General features: G+C 42.3%; 16 protein-coding genes. 13 read left to right on the forward strand and 3 right to left on the reverse strand.

Annotated elements, in window-relative coordinates:
- Positions 1 to 153 precede the first annotated feature (153 nt).
- From secA to recD2, 9 genes are all read left to right on the forward strand, one after another.
- Positions 154 to 2724, forward strand: coding sequence for a preprotein translocase subunit SecA (gene secA, locus DWY37_RS04095; protein ID WP_117946347.1), 2571 nt, complete (start codon positions 154 to 156; stop codon positions 2722 to 2724).
- A gap of 81 nt (positions 2725 to 2805) precedes the next feature.
- On the forward strand, positions 2806 to 4005 hold the full coding sequence (locus tag DWY37_RS04100) for an FprA family A-type flavoprotein (RefSeq protein WP_118544452.1): 1200 nt from the start codon (positions 2806 to 2808) through the stop codon (positions 4003 to 4005).
- 173 nt (positions 4006 to 4178) lie between these two features.
- Positions 4179 to 6161 carry an excinuclease ABC subunit UvrB gene (uvrB, locus tag DWY37_RS04105; protein WP_118544451.1) on the forward strand — a complete coding sequence of 661 codons (1983 nt, stop codon included), beginning with the start codon at positions 4179 to 4181 and terminating at the stop codon, positions 6159 to 6161.
- Positions 6162 to 6183: 22 nt separating this feature from the next.
- Positions 6184 to 9018 (forward strand): excinuclease ABC subunit UvrA, encoded by a 2835-nt coding sequence (gene uvrA / locus DWY37_RS04110; protein ID WP_117698445.1) that lies wholly within the window; start codon positions 6184 to 6186, stop codon positions 9016 to 9018.
- Positions 9019 to 9496: 478 nt separating this feature from the next.
- Entirely contained in the window at positions 9497 to 10492 is a 996-nt protein-coding gene (locus DWY37_RS04115) for a rod shape-determining protein (RefSeq protein ID WP_022244522.1), read from the forward strand.
- Positions 10493 to 10511: 19 nt separating this feature from the next.
- Positions 10512 to 11312, forward strand: a complete 801-nt coding sequence (locus tag DWY37_RS04120) for a flagellar hook-basal body protein (protein WP_117698444.1) — start codon at positions 10512 to 10514, stop codon at positions 11310 to 11312.
- Between the two features lie 111 nt (positions 11313 to 11423).
- Positions 11424 to 12239: a flagellar hook-basal body protein gene (locus DWY37_RS04125; protein ID WP_117698443.1), complete on the forward strand. Its 816-nt coding sequence runs from the start codon at positions 11424 to 11426 to the stop codon at positions 12237 to 12239.
- A 20-nt stretch (positions 12240 to 12259) separates the two neighbouring features.
- Positions 12260 to 12619, forward strand: a complete 360-nt coding sequence (locus DWY37_RS04130; protein WP_118541605.1) for a rod-binding protein — start codon at positions 12260 to 12262, stop codon at positions 12617 to 12619.
- Between the two features lie 197 nt (positions 12620 to 12816).
- Entirely contained in the window at positions 12817 to 15021 is a 2205-nt protein-coding gene (gene recD2, locus DWY37_RS04135) for an SF1B family DNA helicase RecD2 (RefSeq protein ID WP_118541607.1), read from the forward strand.
- Positions 15022 to 15196: 175 nt separating this feature from the next.
- Here the strand turns inward: recD2 and DWY37_RS04140 are convergent, their stop codons facing one another.
- The 3 genes from DWY37_RS04140 to DWY37_RS04150 are packed head-to-tail and all read right to left on the reverse strand — an operon-like array spanning position 15197 to position 17977.
- Complete coding sequence (locus tag DWY37_RS04140; protein WP_022244517.1) at positions 15197 to 15994, reverse strand: ABC transporter ATP-binding protein; 798 nt, start codon at positions 15992 to 15994, stop codon at positions 15197 to 15199.
- Positions 15987 to 16916 carry an ABC transporter permease gene (locus DWY37_RS04145; RefSeq protein WP_117698468.1) on the reverse strand — a complete coding sequence of 310 codons (930 nt, stop codon included), beginning with the start codon at positions 16914 to 16916 and terminating at the stop codon, positions 15987 to 15989. Before DWY37_RS04145 ends, DWY37_RS04140 begins: the two co-directional genes overlap by 8 nt.
- A 50-nt stretch (positions 16917 to 16966) precedes the next feature.
- On the reverse strand, positions 16967 to 17977 hold the full coding sequence (locus DWY37_RS04150) for an ABC transporter substrate-binding protein (RefSeq protein ID WP_330408337.1): 1011 nt from the start codon (positions 17975 to 17977) through the stop codon (positions 16967 to 16969).
- A gap of 226 nt (positions 17978 to 18203) precedes the next feature.
- Here DWY37_RS04150 and DWY37_RS04155 point away from each other — a divergent pair, with 226 nt between their 5' ends.
- The 4 genes from DWY37_RS04155 (at position 18204) to DWY37_RS04170 (ending at position 20838) form a co-directional block, all read left to right on the forward strand.
- The gene (locus DWY37_RS04155; RefSeq protein WP_243092086.1) at positions 18204 to 18902 is read left to right on the forward strand and encodes a ComF family protein; all 699 of its coding nucleotides are present in this window, start codon (positions 18204 to 18206) and stop codon (positions 18900 to 18902) included.
- An 11-nt stretch (positions 18903 to 18913) separates the two neighbouring features.
- Entirely contained in the window at positions 18914 to 19315 is a 402-nt protein-coding gene (locus DWY37_RS04160; RefSeq protein WP_117698439.1) for a flagellar protein, read from the forward strand.
- Positions 19316 to 19412: 97 nt separating this feature from the next.
- Positions 19413 to 19835, forward strand: coding sequence for a hypothetical protein (locus DWY37_RS04165; protein WP_118173021.1), 423 nt, complete (start codon positions 19413 to 19415; stop codon positions 19833 to 19835).
- A 1-nt stretch (position 19836) separates the two neighbouring features.
- Positions 19837 to 20838, forward strand: coding sequence for a hypothetical protein (locus DWY37_RS04170; protein ID WP_117698437.1), 1002 nt, complete (start codon positions 19837 to 19839; stop codon positions 20836 to 20838).
- Positions 20839 to 20852 lie beyond the last annotated feature (14 nt).

Consider the following 20852-nt stretch of genomic DNA (forward strand, 5'->3'; position numbering starts at 1 on the left):
AATCTTTGCCTATTATAGCATCTGTTTGTAAAAAGTCCACTGATTTAACAAAAAGTTTATAAAACGTTCATGGGATTAGATATTGTGAAGAAAGGCAGATAGTGGTACAATATTTCATAGTTGCGTAAGCAAAATTATGGATAGGAGCATTATATGAAAGCAATAGAAAAAATCTTTGGAACACATAGCGAAAGAGAATTAAAAAGAATTTATCCGCTTATAGATAAGATAGAGTCTTATCGGCCTGCCATGCAGGAACTGACTGATGAGCAGTTAAAGGATAAGACAAAAGAATTCAAAAAGAGACTTGCCGATGGTGAGACACTGGACGATCTGCTTCCGGAAGCATATGCAACCGTTCGTGAGGCAGCGAAGAGAGTGCTTGGAATGGAACATTACCGTGTTCAGCTGATTGGTGGTATTATCCTGCATCAGGGACGTATCGCTGAGATGAAGACCGGTGAAGGAAAAACATTGGTATCTACCCTGCCGGCATACTTAAATGCATTGGAAGGAAAAGGAGTACATGTTGTAACTGTCAACGAATATCTGGCAAAACGTGATGCTGAGTGGATGGGACAGGTTCATGAATTCTTAGGACTGACTGTTGGCGTTGTGTTTAACGGCATGGACACTAAGGAACGTCAGGATGCATATAACTGCGACATTACTTATATTACCAATAATGAATTGGGATTCGATTACCTGCGTGATAACATGGTAATTTACAAGGAACAGTTAGTACAGCGTGGACTTCATTTTGCAATTATCGATGAGGTCGACTCTGTGTTGATTGACGAGGCAAGAACACCGCTTATCATTTCCGGACAGAGTGGCAAATCCACCAGTATTTATGAGGCATGCGATATTCTGGCAAGACAGATGAAACGTGGTGAAGACCAGAAGGAATACACCAAGATGGATGCTATCATGGGAGTGGAAATCGAAGAAGATGGAGACTTCGTGGTAAATGAGAAGGATAAAGTAGTCAATCTGACATTAGAAGGTGTAAAGAAGGTAGAACAGTTCTTCCACATTGATAACCTTGCAGATCCGGATAATCTTGAGATTCAGCACAATATCATTTTAGCATTGCGTGCACACAATCTGATGTTCCGTGATCAGGATTATGTGGTAAAGGACGATCAGGTATTAATCGTAGATGAATTTACCGGACGTATTATGCCGGGCCGGCGTTATTCTGATGGATTACATCAGGCAATTGAAGCAAAAGAGCATGTAAAAGTAAAACGTGAGAGCAAGACCCTTGCCAATATTACGTTCCAGAACTTCTTCAATAAGTATGATAAGAAAGCAGGTATGACCGGTACCGCTTTGACAGAGGAAAAAGAGTTCCGTGACATCTATGGAATGGACGTTATCGAGATTCCTACCAACAGACCGGTTATCCGTGTGGATAAAGAGGATGCTGTTTATAAGACCAAGAAAGAAAAATTCCATGCTGTTGTGGATGAAGTAGAAGAAGCATACAAGAAAGGACAGCCGGTTCTGGTTGGTACCATCAATATCGATACTTCTGAGCTGGTAAGCTCCATGTTGAATAAGCGTGGTATACCACACAAAGTTTTGAATGCAAAATTCCATGAGTTAGAGGCTGAAATTGTAGCACAGGCCGGTGTACATGGTGCGGTTACCATCGCAACCAACATGGCTGGTCGTGGTACTGATATTAAGCTGGATGATGAAGCAAAGGAAGCCGGCGGTCTGAAAATCATCGGTACTGAGCGTCATGAATCCAGACGTATTGATAACCAGCTGCGAGGACGTTCCGGCCGTCAGGGAGACCCGGGAGAATCCCAGTTCTTCATTTCGCTGGAAGATGATTTGATGCGTCTGTTTGGTTCTGAGAAACTGCTTAGCATGTTTAATACTTTGGGTGTGCCGGAAGGCGAGCAGATTCAGCATAAGATGCTGACCAGTGCAATTGAAAAGGCACAGAAGAAGATTGAGGGAAATAACTTTGGAATCCGTAAGAATCTGTTGGAATATGATCAGGTTATGAATGACCAGAGAGAGATTATTTATGCAGAACGTCTCCGCGTATTGAATGGCGAGAGCATGCGCGATGTTATCTATAAGATGATTACCGACAGAGTGGAAAATACAGTAGATACCTGTATTTCGCCGGATTTACCACCGGAAGAATGGGACATTAATGAACTGAACCAGTTATTGATTCCAATTATTCCACTTCAGCAGGTGACACCGGAGCAGGCAAAAGAATACAAGGATCAGAAGAAGTTAAAACATGCTTTAAAAGAACAGGCTGTAAAACTCTACGAGGAGAAGGAAGCAGAGTTCCCGGAGCCGGAAGCTGTCCGTGAATTAGAGCGCGTTATTTTACTGAAAGTTATTGACCGTAAGTGGATGGATCATATTGATGATATGGATCAGCTGCGTCAGGGAATCGGTTTACAGGCTTATGGGCAGAGAGACCCGCTGGTAGAGTATAAGATGAGCGGTTATGATATGTTCGAAGAGATGATTAACAGTATTCAGGAAGATACCGTCCGTCTGTTATTCCATGTCAGAGTAGAGCAGAAGGTAGAAAGAGAGCAGGTTGCAAAAGTAACCGGAACCAATAAGGATGAGACTGCACAGGGCGTACCGAAGAAACGTGCGGCAGCAAAGGTTTACCCGAATGATCCGTGCCCATGCGGAAGTGGCAAGAAATACAAACAGTGCTGCGGAAGAAAAGCTTAAGAATAAAAATACAAAAATTAAATCGACTTATAATAATTAAATTACATTATAACAGTAAATATGACAAAAGGAGGAAAATAGATGCATTGCACAAGAAAAGTAACAGAAGATATAATCTGGATTGGTGGAAGTGACAGGAGACTTGCTTTATTTGAAAACGTATTCCCGATTCCAAGAGGCGTATCCTATAATTCCTATCTTTTAAAAGATGAAAAAACAGTATTATTAGATACCGTAGACCGTTCCATTGCAGGACAGTTTTTAGAAAATCTGGCATTTGCACTGGATGGAAGAAAACTGGATTACATGATTGTGAATCATATGGAACCGGATCACTGTGCATTAATTGAAGAAATCGTAAGAAGATATCCGGAAGTAAAGGTTGTGGGAAATGCCAAGACCTTTGGCATGATACAGCAGTTCTATACCTTTGATATTGCAGAACGTTCCGTTACTGTGAAAGAAGGCGAGACATTAAATACCGGAAAACATACCCTTCACTTTGTGATGGCACCGATGGTACACTGGCCGGAAGTAATGGTAACATATGATGAAACGGACAAAGTATTATTTTCAGCAGATGCATTCGGAACTTTTGGCGCATTGAACGGAAATATTTTTAATGATGAAATTGATTTTGACCGTGACTGGCTGGATGACGCAAGACGTTATTATACCAATATTGTTGGAAAATACGGCGGACCGGTTCAGACAACCTTGAAGAAAGCGGCAGGACTGGATATTTCTATTATCTGTCCGCTGCATGGACCAATCTGGCGTTCCAATCTTGGTTACATTCTGGATAAATACAATACCTGGAGCAGCTATGAGCCGGAAGAGAAAGCAGTTATGATTGCTTATGCGTCCATGTATGGAAATACAGAAAATCTTGCAAATGTACTCGCAGCAAAGCTGGCAGAAGCAGGCATTCACAATATTGCAGTATATGATGTATCCAATACACATGTTTCCACTTTGATTTCAGAAGCATTCCGTTGCAGCCATATTGTACTGGCAGCTCCGACTTATAATGGAAACGTTTATCCGGTTATGGAGAACTTCTTGAATGACATGAAAGCACTTGCCGTACAGAAACGTACCGTTGCAATTCTGGATAATGGTACCTGGGCAGCAACAGCTGGAAAACAGATGGCAGATAAGATTGCGGAAATGAAAGACATGAAGATTATTGAACCAAAGGTAAGTATTAAATCTTCATTAAAGAACGAACAACTGGAACAGCTGGATGAGCTGGTGGCAGAGATTAAAAAAGATTTCTAAAGCACTGATATTCATCAGAAGAGCAAATGAAATAGAAATAAAAAAGGTCAGAGTAAAATGAGTACAGAACAAACATTCGATTTTGTTCTGTACTTTTTTGTTGAGGGATGCTATAATGAGCGGAGAAACGTGGTAATACTAAAGGAAGAGTAAATGAACAGAGGAGAAATTGAGTGGATCATTTTAAATTAGTTTCCAAATATCAACCCACCGGAGACCAGCCGCAGGCAATTGAGAAGCTGGTGAAGGGATTTAAAGAGGGCAATCAGTTTGAAACACTACTGGGTGTAACTGGTTCCGGTAAGACATTTACCATGGCAAATGTCATTGCCCAGATGAATAAACCGACATTGATTATTTCGCATAATAAGACGCTGGCGGCGCAGCTCTATGGAGAATTCAAGGAATTTTTTCCCGAAAATGCAGTAGAGTACTTTGTCTCCTATTACGATTACTACCAGCCGGAGGCATATGTGCCATCCACGGATACTTATATCGCAAAGGATTCTTCTGTGAATGATGAGATTGATAAACTGCGTCTGTCTGCTACAGCAGCATTGACGGAACGGCGGGATGTTATTGTCGTTTCCAGTGTATCCTGTATCTATGGACTAGGTGAACCGGAGAACTTCCAGAAGATGATGGTATCTCTGCGGCCGGGCATGGAACGGGATCGTGATGATGTTATCCGGCAGTTGATTGATATACAATATACAAGAAATGATATGGATTTCCAGCGAGGCACCTTCCGGGTACGGGGAGACGTTTTGGAAATCTTTCCGGCAGACCGTGGAGAGACTGCTATCCGGGTAGAATTCTTTGGCGATGAAATAGACCGGATTACAGAAATCGATGTATTGACCGGCGAGATTAAGAATAGTCTGAATCATATCAGTATTTTTCCGGCATCCCATTATGTAGTGCCAAGAGAGAAAATCCTGCGTGCATGCGATACCATTGAAGCAGAGCTGGAAGAGCGTGTGAAATACTTTAAGGGGGAAGATAAGCTCTTAGAGGCACAGCGGATTGCCGAGCGGACGAATTTTGATATTGAAATGTTAAAAGAGACAGGCTTCTGTAGTGGAATTGAAAACTATTCCAGGCACTTATCCGGACAGCCGGCAGGTTCGAGACCGTTAACACTGATTGATTATTTTCCAGATGACTTCCTGATTATGGTAGATGAGTCCCATATTACGATTCCGCAGATTCGTGGAATGTATGCGGGAGACCAGTCCAGAAAGACAACGCTTGTGGATTATGGTTTCCGTCTGCCTTCGGCAAAAGACAACCGGCCAATGAACTTCGAAGAGTTTGAAAGCCAGATAGACCAGATGCTGTTTGTATCTGCAACACCAAATGATTATGAAGAAGAACATGAACTTTTGCGGGTAGAGCAGATCATCAGACCGACAGGACTTTTAGACCCTGACGTGGAAGTGCGTCCGGTAGAAGGCCAGATTGACGATTTGATTGGAGAGGTCAATAAAGAGACTGCGGCAGGACATAAGGTGCTGGTAACGACACTGACCAAGAAAATGGCAGAGGATTTGACAGAATATATGCGTGAAGTGGGTATTCGTGTGAAATACCTGCATTCGGATATTGATACTTTGGAAAGGGCAGAGATTATCCGGGATTTACGGCTGGATGTATTTGATGTGCTGGTGGGAATTAACCTTTTGCGGGAAGGACTTGATATACCGGAAATTACATTAGTGGCAATTATTGATGCGGACAAGGAAGGTTTCTTGCGTTCCGAGACTTCACTGATTCAGACTATCGGACGAGCGGCAAGAAACAGTGAAGGTCATGTTATCATGTATGCAGATAAGATTACAGACTCCATGCGGGTTGCGATTGATGAGACAAAGCGCCGCCGTGAGATTCAGCAGAAATATAATGAAGAGCATGGCATTACGCCGACTACCATTCAGAAATCTGTCCGTGAGTTAATCAGTATTTCCAAGAAGGTAGCCAAGAATGAAATGGAATTCAAGAAAGATCCGGAATCCATGGATAAGAAGGAATTGGAGAAGCTGATTGCAGATGTTCAGAAGAAGATGAACCATGCTGCTGCAGAGTTGAACTTTGAGGCTGCGGCAGAATATCGTGATAAGTTAATTGAGTTAAAGAAGATGCTTCGCGATTTGTAAGGTAGAGAAAGAGGAAGAAAAAGTGGCAAAGAAAGAGAGAAAATATATCAGGATTCGTGGCGCAAGCGAACATAATTTGAAGCATATTGATGTGGATATACCAAGAGATGAATTTGTGGTACTGACGGGACTCAGCGGCTCCGGTAAATCCTCATTGGCATTTGATACGATTTATGCAGAGGGACAGCGGCGTTATATGGAGAGCCTGTCATCTTATGCAAGGCAGTTCTTGGGACAGATGGAGAAACCGAATGTAGAGAAAATAGAAGGTTTGTCTCCGGCAATTTCCATTGACCAGAAATCCACAAACCGTAACCCGAGATCTACTGTAGGAACGGTAACGGAGATTTATGATTATTTCCGTCTGCTCTATGCGCGGATTGGAATTCCGCACTGTCCGAACTGCGGCAAGGAGATTAAGAAACAGACCGTAGACCAGATGGTAGACCAGATTATGAAGCTGCCGGAGCGTACCAGGATACAGCTTTTAGCACCGGTAGTCCGTGGAAGAAAGGGTGAACACCAGAAGCTCTTTGAACAGGCAAAGCGAAGCGGCTATGTGAGAGTACAGGTGGACGGAAATACCTATGAACTGACGGAAGAGATAAAGCTGGATAAGAACAAGAAACATAATATCGAAATCGTAGTGGATCGTCTGGTGGTAAAGGAAGGTATTGAAAAGCGTCTGACGGATTCTATTGAAAATGTGTTAGAACTTTCAAACGGACTTCTGATGGTGGATATCATTGATGGAGAGACCATGCAGTTTTCCCAGAGCTTTTCCTGCCCGGATTGTGGAATCAGTATTGATGAAATCGAACCGAGAAGCTTTTCCTTTAACAATCCATTCGGAGCCTGCCCGGAATGCTTTGGCCTGGGCTATAAGATGGAATTTGATGAAGAACTGATGATACCGGATAAAAGACTGAGTCTTGCAGAGGGCGCAATTCAGGTAATGGGCTGGCAGTCTTCTACCGATAAGAAGAGCTTTACTTATGCAATCCTTAAGGCACTTTCTGAAGAATATGGCTTCAGTCTTGATACACCATATAAGGAATTGCCGGCAGAAGTCCGGAATATGCTGATTCATGGAACCAATGGAAGGTCTGTAAAGGTATATTATAAAGGTCAGCGTGGAGAAGGCGTATATGACATTGCCTTTGAGGGACTGATTAAGAATGTGGAGCGTCGTTACCGTGAGACCGGCTCTGATACCATGAAACAGCAGTATGAAGAGTTTATGCGGATTACGCCATGCAAATGCTGTGGCGGGCAGAGGTTGAAGAAGGAGTCACTGGCAGTAACGGTTTCCGGTAAAAATATATATGAAATAACAGCGATGTCCATCCGTAATCTGGATGCCTATTTAAAAGAAATGGAACTGACGGAACAGCAGCATCTGATTGGTGACCAGGTTTTAAAAGAAATCAGAGCGCGGGTAGGCTTTCTGATGGATGTGGGACTGGATTATCTGTCCCTTTCCCGCGCGACCGGAAGCTTATCGGGTGGTGAAGCACAGCGAATCAGACTGGCAACCCAGATTGGCTCCGGACTTGTAGGTGTGGCTTATATTCTGGACGAGCCTAGTATCGGTCTGCATCAGCGGGATAATGATAAACTTTTGAATTCTTTAAAGGGGTTAAAAGACCTTGGAAATACACTGATTGTAGTAGAACATGATGAAGATACTATGCGTGCAGCAGATTATATTGTGGATATCGGACCGGGAGCCGGTGAACATGGCGGAGAAGTCATTGCTACCGGAACAGCAGAGGAGATTATGAAAAATAAGAACTCTATCACCGGTGCTTATTTAAGCGGAAGAATCAAGATTCCGGTACCGAAAGAAAGACGGAAACCAACCGGATTCATTACTGTAAAAGGTGCAAGAGAGAATAACCTGAAGAATATTGATGTGAAGATTCCACTGGGTATTATGACCTGCATTACCGGAGTGTCCGGCTCCGGAAAGAGTTCACTGACCAATGAAATCCTCTATAAACGTCTGGCAAGGGATTTAAACCGGGCAAGGTGTATTCCGGGTGCCCATGATGATATTGAAGGTCTGGAACAGTTAGATAAGGTAATTGATATTGACCAGTCTCCAATCGGAAGAACACCCCGTTCCAATCCGGCTACTTATACCGGTGTGTTTGATATGATAAGAGATTTGTTTGCATCCACTCCGGATGCCAAGGCAAGAGGATACCAGAAGGGAAGATTCAGCTTTAATGTGAAGGGTGGCCGGTGTGAAGCCTGCTCCGGCGATGGTATTCTTAAGATAGAAATGCATTTCCTGCCGGATGTATATGTTCCGTGTGAAGTGTGTCAGGGCAAACGATATAACCGTGAAACGCTGGAAGTAAAATATAAGGGCAAGAGTATCTATGATGTGCTGAATATGACAGTGGAAGAGGCACTGGAATTCTTTCAGAATGTGCCTTCTATTGCAAGAAAGATACAGACCCTTTATGATGTGGGCTTATCTTATATCCGTCTGGGCCAGCCATCTACTGAACTGTCTGGTGGAGAAGCACAGAGAATTAAGCTTGCAACAGAATTGAGCAAACGCAGTACAGGAAAGACTATTTATATTCTGGATGAGCCGACAACAGGACTTCATTTTGCAGATGTCCATAAATTAATTGAAATTCTGAGGAGATTGTCTGATGGTGGCAATACAGTAGTTGTAATTGAACATAATCTGGATGTAATCAAGACGGCAGATTATATTATTGATATGGGGCCGGAAGGCGGAGACGGTGGCGGAACTGTGGTTGCCCAGGGAACGCCGGAAGAGATTGCCAAAGTACCGGAATCCTATACCGGACAATATGTAAAGAAATATCTGGAATAGTAATACCGGATAAGCATAAGACAATGAAAAATGGCATCTGCTAGAAACTGCCAGTGGCGGGTTCGGCAGGTGCTATTTTCTATAGGCACATTCTTTGTTCCTGTTATGTGCACAAAAAAACTGCTGAAACATTCAGCAGTTACTATCTTGGGGAGTACCCTCCGGACATCCCGAGGGACATCCGAAGGGCTGAGTTATGAAAAATTATATTAGCTTAATAGCTAGTACATATATGATACTATAGAAGACGTGTGACTATTATGTGAACAAAAAGTTAAGACAATTAGAAAGCAAAAGAAAGTTAAGAAGATGTTGCGATTTCATTAAAAATAAGTAAAAACAGAAAAAAACCTTTGAAAAATGCCATTTATTGTATATAATGTGATTATATATGTAAGAATATGATTGAATGCGTAGTCTGCCTTTTTTTGTAGATTACTCCACATATAATGAAACAGATGAAAGGGGAAACATTGACATGGTTTCAACAGATATTGGAATTGATTTAGGAACAGCCAGCATATTGGTTTATATTAAAGGAAAAGGCGTAGTTTTAAAAGAGCCGTCCGTAGTAGCGTTTGACAGAGATACAAACAAGATTAAGGCGATTGGTGAAGAAGCAAGACTGATGCTTGGTAGAACACCGGGCAACATTGTAGCAGTAAGACCACTCCGTCAGGGCGTTATTTCTGATTATACTGTAACAGAGAAGATGATTAAGTACTTTATTCAGAAAGCACTTGGAAAGAAAACATTCCGTAAGCCAAGAATCAGTGTCTGTGTACCAAGTGGTGTAACAGAAGTTGAGAAGAAGGCAGTAGAGGATGCGACTTATCAGGCAGGAGCAAGAGAAGTTGCAATTATTGAAGAACCAATTGCAGCAGCAATTGGAGCAGGTATCGATATTGCAAGACCTTGTGGAAATATGATTGTAGATATCGGAGGAGGAACCGCAGATATCGCAGTAATTTCACTGGGTGGTTCGGTAGTAAGTACATCAATTAAAATTGCCGGAGATGATTTTGATGAAGCAATTGTCCGTTATATGAGAAAGAAACATAATCTTCTGATTGGAGAAAGAACTGCAGAAGATATTAAGATTAAGATTGGAACCTGTTTCCCGCTGGCACAGCCGGAAACTATGGATGTCCGTGGACGTAATCTGGTAACAGGACTTCCTAAGACAGTAACTGTTTCTTCTGAAGAGACTGAGGAAGCATTAAGAGAACCGACTTTACAGATTGTAGAAGCGGTACACAGTGTTCTGGAAAAAACACCACCAGAGCTGGCAGCGGATGTCGCAGACAGAGGAATTGTGCTGACAGGTGGCGGTTCATTACTTAGAGGACTGGAAGAGCTGATTGAAGATAAGACAGGAATTAATACAATGACAGCAGAAGAACCAATGACCTGTGTAGCAATTGGTACAGGTAAATTCGTAGAATTCTTAGCTGGTAAGAGAGACGACGATTAAGATTTCGGGAGGACTGTAGATGGTAAAAGGATTATATACCGCATGGACCGGAATGCTAGACGAACAGAACCGTCTGGATATTCTGACAAATAATCTGGCAAATGCCGACACAACCGGATATAAGAAGGAAGGTACCACAAACCATACATTTGCTGATACACTGGCAATTAAGATTAAGGATACTTCTGATTATGGGCAGCCGCGGGTACTGGGAAATATTAGTATGGGTGTGCATATTGGCGAAGTATATACCGATTTCAGCCAGGGCAGCTTTAAAGTGACAGACAGAAGTACCGATATGGCATTGGATGGAAATGGTTTTTTTACGGTATCATTTACCAATAAGAATGGTGAAACATCTATGAAGCTTACCCGGGATGGAGCATTTACACTGACCAGAGAAGGCTATCTGGTGACCAAAGACGGTGATTATGTGCTGAACCAGAATGGAGCTTCCACTGGCAATCCTGGTGCAGAGAATTATATCCGGATTAATCCGAATCTGGATTTTGAAGTGCTTTCCGATGGAAGTATTATGCAGAATAATCAGGTGGTTGCAAGACTTGGTGTGGTAGATGTAGATAATTATGACTATATCAGCAAATATGGTGAGAATCTCTATGATGTAGTAAATGGCGGACAGCTTGTGGCATCGAATGCGAGAGTAGAGCAGGGTGCATTGGAAGCTTCCAACATTAATGTAGTATCCGAAATGGTAGATATGATTACAATCACCAGAGCTTACGAGGCTGGACAGAAGATTATCCAGACGATGGATTCAACACTGGACAAAGCCGTAAATAATGTAGGTAAAGTATAAAAAGAACTAAAGAAAAGAGCAAAAGAAGCCGATATAAATAACTAGGAAACAGGTACGTTTCATAAAAGGCTGGCCACGGATGGCGCAAGAGAGATAAGGAGCGCAGGGCTTATGATGAGAGCATTGTGGACTGCTGCATCAGGAATGATTGCACAGCAGACAAATATTGATTCGATTTCTAATAATTTATCGAATGTAAATACAACAGGTTACAAATCCGAACAGGCAGAATTTAAATCGCTGCTGTATCAGACACTGCAGTCTAAGACAACTTCTGCAAATGGTGATGAAAAGCCGGTTCCGGTTCAGGTAGGACTGGGAACCAGAGTAGCCTCTATTACATCTGATTTTACCAATGGAGCATTAATTGCCAATTCCAGCAATACGGCATTTGCGTTGGAAGGAAAAGGATTTTTCTCGGTACGTGGAGAAGATGGACAGACATACTATACCAGAAATGGTAAATTTGGCTGGGCAATCGGAACTAATGGAACGACACTTTGCAATGAAGCCGGACTTCCGGTATTAGATAGTAATGGAAATGAAATTGTTCTGCCGGATGGCGTGACTGCATCATCTATCGAAGTATCAAATGATGGAAAGTTCTATTATAAAGATGCGGCAGGCAATACCATAGATATGAACAGACAGATTGGCGTATATCAGTTTACCAATCCGGCTGGACTGGAAAAGGATTCCGGAAGCCTTTTGGTTGCAACAGCAGCATCCGGTAATCCGATGAATGAGCTGACTACTCCGGGACTGACCAGAAGCAAGGTATGCCAGAATTATCTGGAAGCATCCAATGTCCAGGTGGCAGACGAGATGGTTAATATGATTATTGCACAGCGTGCATATGAATTAAACTCTAAGGCGATTCAGGCAGCAGATGAGATGCTTGGACAGGCAAATTCATTAAGAAGATAGTTCTAAAGGCAGGGTAAAATATGAGTATATCGATGGATAATATTTCGACATTCCTGAATACAACTGCATCACAGGCAAGTAACAGTTCCAATGGACTGGAGAAGACATTGAATTCAGATTTATCAGGTGCAACGGATGATGAACTGATGGATGCCTGCAAGGAATTTGAAGCTTATTTTTTGGAACAGGTTTATAAGGAAATGAAGAAAACCATTCCGGAGAACGAAGACCAGGATGCCAGTATGAGCCAGATGACGGATTATTTTGAAGACGAGATGATTCAGAAGCTGGCAAGCCAGTCAGTAGAACAGAGTGGCGGAAGTAACAGTCTGGCGCAGCAGCTGTATGAGCAGATGAAGCGTAATTATAATATGGAATAGAATTTAGAAAAGACGATAAAAGGGGCTGTCATTATATGACAGCCTTCTCTTACTTTACAGGAAATTGCTTTCCTGTAAAGTAAAAAATGCTCCGCAAGGATGCGCACTGCGGCGTATAAGGCGGATGTCGCAAGCGACCGCCGCAGGCGCAAGACTGTGCCAAGGCACATTCTTTATTCTGTTGGAAAGGAAAGACGATGGAGACGATAACCGGTTATGTAGATCATATCATATATCGAAATGCTGACAATGGCTATACGGTACTAGTGCTGGTTTGCGAAGAAGAAGAGATAACCTGCGTGGGAATCTTTTCGGGGATCAGTGAGGGAGAGAATATCGAAGTGACCGGTGAATATACGGCACATCCGACCTATGGAAAGCAGTTTAAAGCTGAAAGTTATGTGGAGAAAGAACCAACCGATGAACTGTCCATTGAGCGTTATCTTGGCTCCGGAGCAATTAAAGGGATTGGTGCGGCACTTGCAGCAAGAATTGTAAGAAGATTTAAAGGCGATACCTTCCGGATTATCGAAGAAGAACCGGAGCGGTTAGCGGAAGTAAAAGGAATCAGTGAACGGAAAGCAATGGAAATATCAGACCAGATCTCTGAAAAACGAGATCTGCGTCAGGCAATGATATTTTTGCAGCAGTATGGCATTACACTGAATCTTGCGGTGAAAATCTATAAAGAATACGGACAGGAAGTATACGGCATCATTCAGGAGAATCCATATCGTCTGGCGGATGATATCAGTGGTGTGGGATTCCGGATTGCAGATGAAATTGCTAAGAAAGTCGGTATTCATACAGATTCTGATTTTCGAATCCGAAGCGGTATATTGTATACACTTTTACAGGCATCCGGGGAGGGTCATACCTTTCTGCCGGAGGAAGAACTGACAAAGCGGGCAGGAGAACTTCTGGGTGTAACAGAAGAAGCAATCGAAAAGCAGTATATGGATTTGTCGATAGAGCGGAAAATCATTATGAAACAGGAGGGTGAACAGGTTCAGATTTATGGCGCACCACTCTATTATACGGAAGTAAATACAGCCATGATGCTTAAGAATCTGGATATTGCCTATGATGTGTCAGATGCAGAGATTGCCCAGCGAATCCATAAGATTGAGAAGCAGACCGGCATGGAACTGGATGAACACCAGAAAGAGGCTGTTTCGGAGGCAGTAAGAAACGGACTTTTGGTAATCACCGGTGGACCCGGAACTGGTAAGACGACGACAATTAACAGTATTATCAAATATTTTGAACTGGAAGGTCTGGACATTTTTCTGGCAGCACCTACCGGAAGAGCTGCAAAGCGAATGAGCGAAATGACCGGATATGAAGCCAAAACCATACACCGGATGCTGGAATTAAACGGTGGAATGGAAGGAGCGGTAGGATTCGAACGAAATGAAAGTAATCCGCTGGAAACGGATGTTGTAATTATCGATGAGATGTCCATGGTGGACATCAGCCTGATGCAGTCCCTGTTGAAGGCAATGGTAGCCGGAACAAGACTGATTCTGGTAGGAGACGTAAACCAGCTTCCGAGCGTAGGACCGGGAAGCGTATTAAAGGATATTATCGACAGCGGACAGTTCCATGTGGTACAGCTTACCAAGATTTTCCGACAGGCATCCCAGAGTGATATCATTGTCAATGCCCATAAAATCAACCGGGGAGAAGAAGTAGTGTTAGATAACAAGAGCATGGATTTCTTTTTCCTGAAACGATATGATGCAGATGTGATTATCAATGTGGTACTGCAGCTAATTATGCAGAAACTGCCTAAATTTGTAAATGCACAGCCTTATGATATACAGGTGCTGACTCCGATGAAAAAAGGAAATCTGGGCGTAGAACGACTGAACAGTATCTTGCAGCAATATTTAAATCCTCCTGCTCCGGATAAGAAAGAAAAAGAGTATGGCGATAAAGTGTTCCGCGAAGGGGACAAGGTCATGCAGATAAAAAATAATTATCAGCTGGAGTGGGAGGTCTTGAGTAAATATGGATTTGCCATTGACCGTGGAACCGGTGTGTTTAATGGGGATACGGGAATTATCCGTGAAATCAATGATTATAAAGAGACAATGACCGTGGTCTATGATGAAGACAAGGTGGTAGAGTACTCCTTTAAAATATTAGAGGAACTGGAACTGGCATATGCCATTACAATACATAAATCCCAGGGTAGTGAATATCCGGCAGTTGTAATTCCACTTCTTGGGGGACCGAGAATGCTGATGAACAGGAACCTTTTGTATACAGCGGTAACCCGGGCAAGAAAGTGTGTAACACTTGTGGGAAATGAAATGTGCTTCTATGAGATGGAACAGAATATTACAGAGCAGACCAGATACAGCGGTCTACGGGCAAGATTGGAAGAAAATGTGTAGAGGTGGTTGGCTGTACAGACATGCAGAACCGTCCACCGGCCACTTCTTAGAGTGCTTGGAAAGAAAAACCAGCCGAAATTCTGTATTTTGCAGAATTCCGGCTGGTTTTTGCGTGTCTGACAACCTGCAAAGCAAGTCATTTGTCAATTTTCGTTTAAAAACCGGCGGATACCAATTACTTGGATAATAAAGCTTTGTCATTGGCAAATTCTTCGCCACTGATTTCTTCAAATTTCTCTAATAAATCTTCTACGGTAAGATTCTTTTTCTCTTCTCCGGAAATATCTAAGATAACCTGACCTTCATTCATCATAATCAGACGGTTGCCATGAACAATTGCATCACGCATGTTGTGTGTTACCATCAGAGTGGTAAGGTTCTGCTCTGCAACTATTTTATCCGAAAGAGTAAGAACCTTTGCAGCAGTCTTTGGATCCAAAGCAGCGGTGTGCTCATCTAAGAGAAGCAGCTTTGGACGGTTTAAAGTAGCCATAAGAAGAGTCAGTGCCTGACGCTGACCACCGGAAAGCAGTCCGACTTTAGAGGTAAGACGGTTCTCAAGTCCTAAATCCAGCTCTTTTAACAATTCTTTGTAATGTGCTCTTTCTGCCTTGGTAATACCGCTTCCAAGACCTCTGCTTTTGCCACGACGGGCAGCGAGGGCAAGATTCTCATCAATTCCCATGGTAGCAGCGGTTCCCATCATAGGATCCTGGAATACGCGGCCTAAGAAACTGGCACGTCTGTGCTCAGACATTCTTGTAACATCTACGTCATCAATAGAAATGGAACCTTCATCCACAAGGAATACTCCTGCAATAGCATTTAATAAAGTGGATTTTCCGGCACCATTTCCACCGATGACAGTAACGAAATCCCCTTCGTTTAAAGTAAGGGTGGTGCCGTTAAGAGCGGTTTTCTCGTTAATGGTTCCCGGATTAAATGTTTTGTAAATATGATCAACTTTAAGCATTGGTTTTGGCTCCTTTCTTTACTGGTTTTGTAAAATATTTCTTCTTCCAGTAAGGAACTGCAAGGAAGAAAGCAACCACAAGTGCAGATAACAGCTTTAAGTAGTTGGTATCAAGACCAAGCCAGATAACAATCTGAAGTACAGCGTAGTAAATAACAGCACCGATAGCGACAGATAAAAGCTTCAACGCAAAGTTGTGGAAAATCTTTTCGAACAATACAGTACCGATAATAACGGCAGCAAGACCGATTACGATAGCACCACGTCCTGCATTGACATCAGCAAATCCCTGATACTGTGAGTAAAGAGCACTGGCAAGACCAACAAGACCGTTGGAAATCATTAAACCGATTACGGTATTGAAATTTGTGTTGATACCCTGGGCACGGCTCATATTCGGGTTGCATCCGGTAGCACGGATAGAACAGCCTCTTGCAGTTCCGAAGAACCAGTACAGGATAGCAATAATGGCGATGACAAAGATAGCAACGATAAATATGGTGTTTTTATAAAAAGCCACATTTTTTACATATCGTAAAGATACAATTAAATCGTATTTGTCAGCACTGATTGCCTGATTGGATTTGCCGCCAAGAATCTTTAAGTTAATGGAGTATAATCCAAGCTGGGTTAAAATACCTGCAAGGATTACCGGGATTCCCATTTTTGTATGGAAGATTCCGGTAATTAATCCTGCCAGCATACCGGATATGGTAGCGGCAAGGATTGCTACCCAGATATTCTGTCCAGAAGCAATCAGAGTAACACAGACAGCACCGCCAAGACTCATGGTTCCATCCACGGTTAAGTCTGCCACATCCTGTATTTTAAAAGTGATGTATACACCGATTGCCATAATGCCCCAGATTAATCCCTGGGCTACAGCACCGGGCATAGCGTTTAATAAATCAGCAATTTGCAATTCCACAATAAGTTCCTCCGGTTTCTAAATAAATAATTCAAAAGTATAAATTACTCAGACATGTCTAAAGCTTCGTAATCGTCTGGGACAGTGATGCCAAGCTTCTCACAGATGTCAGGGTTGTACTGTTTGGTAACTGCTGGAGCAAATTCAACTTCCATAGTGGATGGGTCTGCACCATTTACTAAGATTTCGTATGCCATTTTACCTGTCTGATATCCAAGATCATAGTAGCTGATGGATAAGGTAGCAACACCACATCCTTTACAGATACCGGCTTCCCCTGCAATAATTGGAACACCGGCTTCCCCTGCAATGTTATTGATAACTTCTGTATTGGAAGCTGCAGTGTTGTCGGTAGGAACGTAAAGAACATCGTTATCATTTACAGCACTCTGGACAACACTTGCAATATCGTTGGAATCAACGAAAGAATATGCAGTACAGGTGTAATTTAATTTTTCTAATTCTTCTTTGATAACATCAATCTGGTACTGTGAGTTTGCTTCTGCGGAGCAGTAAAGCAGTCCGACATTTTTAGCATCCGGGAATAATTCATTTAACATAGCTGCCTGCTCGGACAGAGGAGCTAAGTCAGAAGTTCCTGAAATGTTACGTCCTGTTGTGCCTGACCAGTCAGAAATGTCAAGAGCGGTTGCATAATCTGTTACGGAAGTTCCAAGAATAGGAATATCTGTAGTTGCAGCAGCTGCAGACTGAAGAGGAGCAGTTGCATTTGCAAGAATCAGGTCTTCATTTTTGGAAACGAAGGAGTTAACGATAGTTGCGCATGTGGCAGAATCACCCTGGGCGTTCTGCTCGTCAAAAACAACGTCATCACCTAATTTCTCGGTAAGATAGTCTTTGAATCCTTTTGTTGCAGCATCTAATGCCTCATGCTGTACGAGCTGACAGATACCAACGGTGTACTTTGCGTTGGATGAACTTTTCTCTGTAGCGTCAGCGTTTTGGGTATCTCCTGCTTTGGAGCCACAGGCGGTCATGCTGAGTGCAAGAACTGCTGCAACTGAAAGAGAGAGAAATTTCTTCATTTTTTTCATAATAATTTCCTCCTGAAATATGTAATGTTTTTTTTGATTTAACGCGTTCGTGCGTCTGCGCGTTTATGCATTAAAGCGTTAATCCGAATAGACTAATTATAATAAGTAGAGAAAAATAAGTCAATAAATTAAATCCTATTTTTATCAGGAAAAATTAAGAGAATGTTAATGTTTTTGCAAAAGGGACTGTGCTAATATGTGCAAAGAGAGTTTTGGAAAGGAAATAATGAATATACTGGATATTATATTCCCAAGAAGATGCCCGCTGTGTGATGAGGTAATACCGCCGGATGGGGAAATCTGCCCGGAGTGCACCGGAAAGGCAGAACTGGTGCAGGAACCGGTCTGTAAACGGTGCGGAAAACCCATTGGGAATGCCAGAAAGGAATATTGTGGTGACTGTGACCGGAAAAAACATTTTTTTGATTCGGGAAAGGCAGTATTTGTTTATCAGGGGGCAGTGCAACACTCGCTGTATCGTTTTAAATATGCCAATCGGCGTGAATATGCAGCTTTTTATGGAAAAATGGCATGTATACAGTATGCCCGGTGGATTTCAAGACTGGGGATAGATGCAATCATACCGGTTCCGCTGCATCGGAAACGCAGGAGGGAGAGAGGGTATAATCAGGCAGAACTCTTTGCAAAGGAAATAGGAAAACGTACCGGAATTCCGGTAGAAACGAAATTGCTATATCGGTGTATAAATACCAGACCCCAGAAGGAACTTAATGACCAGGAACGCAAGAAAAATCTGAAAAAGGCTTTTACAATCGCACAAAATATAGTACAATTAAGAAAAGTTCTGCTTGTAGATGACATTTACACAACTGGAAGTACCGTGGATGCAGCAGCAGAATGTTTGAAGGTATCAGGAATACAAGAGGTTTATGTGCTTTGCATTAGCATTGGCAGGGGACATTAGGAGGAGAAAGAATGGACGTAAGAAACTGCAAAGGATGCGGAAGATTATTTAATTATTATGGGGGCGTACCGTTATGTAAAGCCTGCAAAGATAAGCTGGAAGAGAAGTTCCAGGAGGTAAAAGAATATTTGCGGCAGAACCCGAATACTCCGATACAGGTTGTATCGGAAGATAATGATGTTTCTGTAAAACAGATTAAACAGTGGGTGCGTGAAGAAAGACTTGTCTTTTCAGAAGATTCACCACTTGGTCTGGAATGTGAAGGCTGTGGAACAATTATCAAAACAGGACGTTTCTGTGAAAAATGCAAACGTAAAATGGAAACGGACTTCCAGAGTGTAATAAAGAAAAAACCGGTGGAGCCTCAGTTGGATAAGAGACCGAAGGAAAGAGATAAGATGAGATATCTGTAACTGTAGATAAGAACTGCCGCAGTGACTGGTGGCAGTTTTTTCTTTTCAGAAGATAATATCTATGTTATACTAAAGAGAGTTTGTTTAGGAGCAGAGTATGATTAGTAAAGAACGCGTCAGACATATGACAAAGCTGTCAGAATTCGAAAATGAAGAAAGTAAAGCCTGCCAGAAAGCAACACAGTATTTTAGAAGAGATTATGTTGCCATGGAGTTGATAAAAAGCTTTTTTGCCGGAACCATTGCGTTTGGACTTCTTTTTGTGCTGTGGCTTTTTTACGACATGGAGAATCTGGTAAAGAAAATTAATGATATGGATATGATTGGATTTGGCATCCAGATTGTAATGGTGTATCTGGTATTTCTGGCTGCTTATCTGCTTATTACTTATATTATCTATAATCGTAGATATACAAAGGGGAGAAAACAGGTGAAGGAGTATTATAACAGACTGAAGAGGGTGAGCAGTCTGTATCGTGAGGAAGAAAATATATCTAATACGGATGACTGGGAGGTTTAGGATGACGGGTTTACTCGAACTGAAGGAGCGGTTAATCCGCTTTTTTGGAAAAAATGAAATATATGTGGTGCCGGTACTTAAGTTTATTCTGGCAACAGTGGTATTTCTACTGATCAATCAAAATATTGGCTATATGACCAGACTGGCTGGACTTCCGGTAACACTGGTACTGGCACTGTTATGTGCGGTTCTTCCGGTCAACGCTATCCTGTTGTTTGCGTTCATTCTGATTGCTGCACATTTATTTGCACTGTCTATGGATGTATGCGTGGTAGGACTGATTCTTATGCTGGTTATCGCACTGCTGTATTTACGGTTTTCACCAAAAGATGGTTATTATGCAGTGCTGACACCGATAACATTTACATTACATATCCCGTATATCATGCCGATTTCAGCAGGACTGTTACGGACACCGGCATCTGCTGCATCTATTGTGAGCGGAACTGTGATGTTTTATTTCCTGAAGGGAATAAAGGAAAATGAGGCAGTATTAAGTGCGGTGGAAGAGGACAGCAATGCGGCTTCAAAAATGGTGGTAGCAATCAACCAGCTGCTGGGTAATAAGGAAATGTATCTGGTACTGGCAACTTTTATTGTGATTTTACTGGTGGTTTATGTAGTGCGCCGCCTGTCCATAGATCATGCATGGACAGTGGCGTCACTGGCTGGCATTCTGATTGGACTTACTGTGCTGATCAGCGGTTTTGTAATGCTGGGCATCAAGGGACGAATCGTCTGGATTATTGTAGGAAGCGTAATTTCTACGGTGATTGCATTGATACAGCAGTTCCTGTTCTTTAACCTGGATTATAGCAGGACAGAACGGGTACAGTTTGAAGATGATGAATATTACTATTATGTAAAAGCGGTACCGAAGATTTATGTTACAACCAAGGAGAAAAAGGTAAAACGTATCGCAGCCAAGGATGAGGAAAAAGAACGTATTTCCCGCAAAGCATTGGCAGAGGAAATGGATATAGACGAAGATTTGCTGAAATAAGACAGAGAGGAAGT

Origin of the sequence: Roseburia sp. AF25-13LB (genome assembly GCF_003478915.1) — a bacterium.
Classification (GTDB): Bacteria; Bacillota; Clostridia; order Lachnospirales; family Lachnospiraceae; genus Roseburia_C; species Roseburia_C amylophila.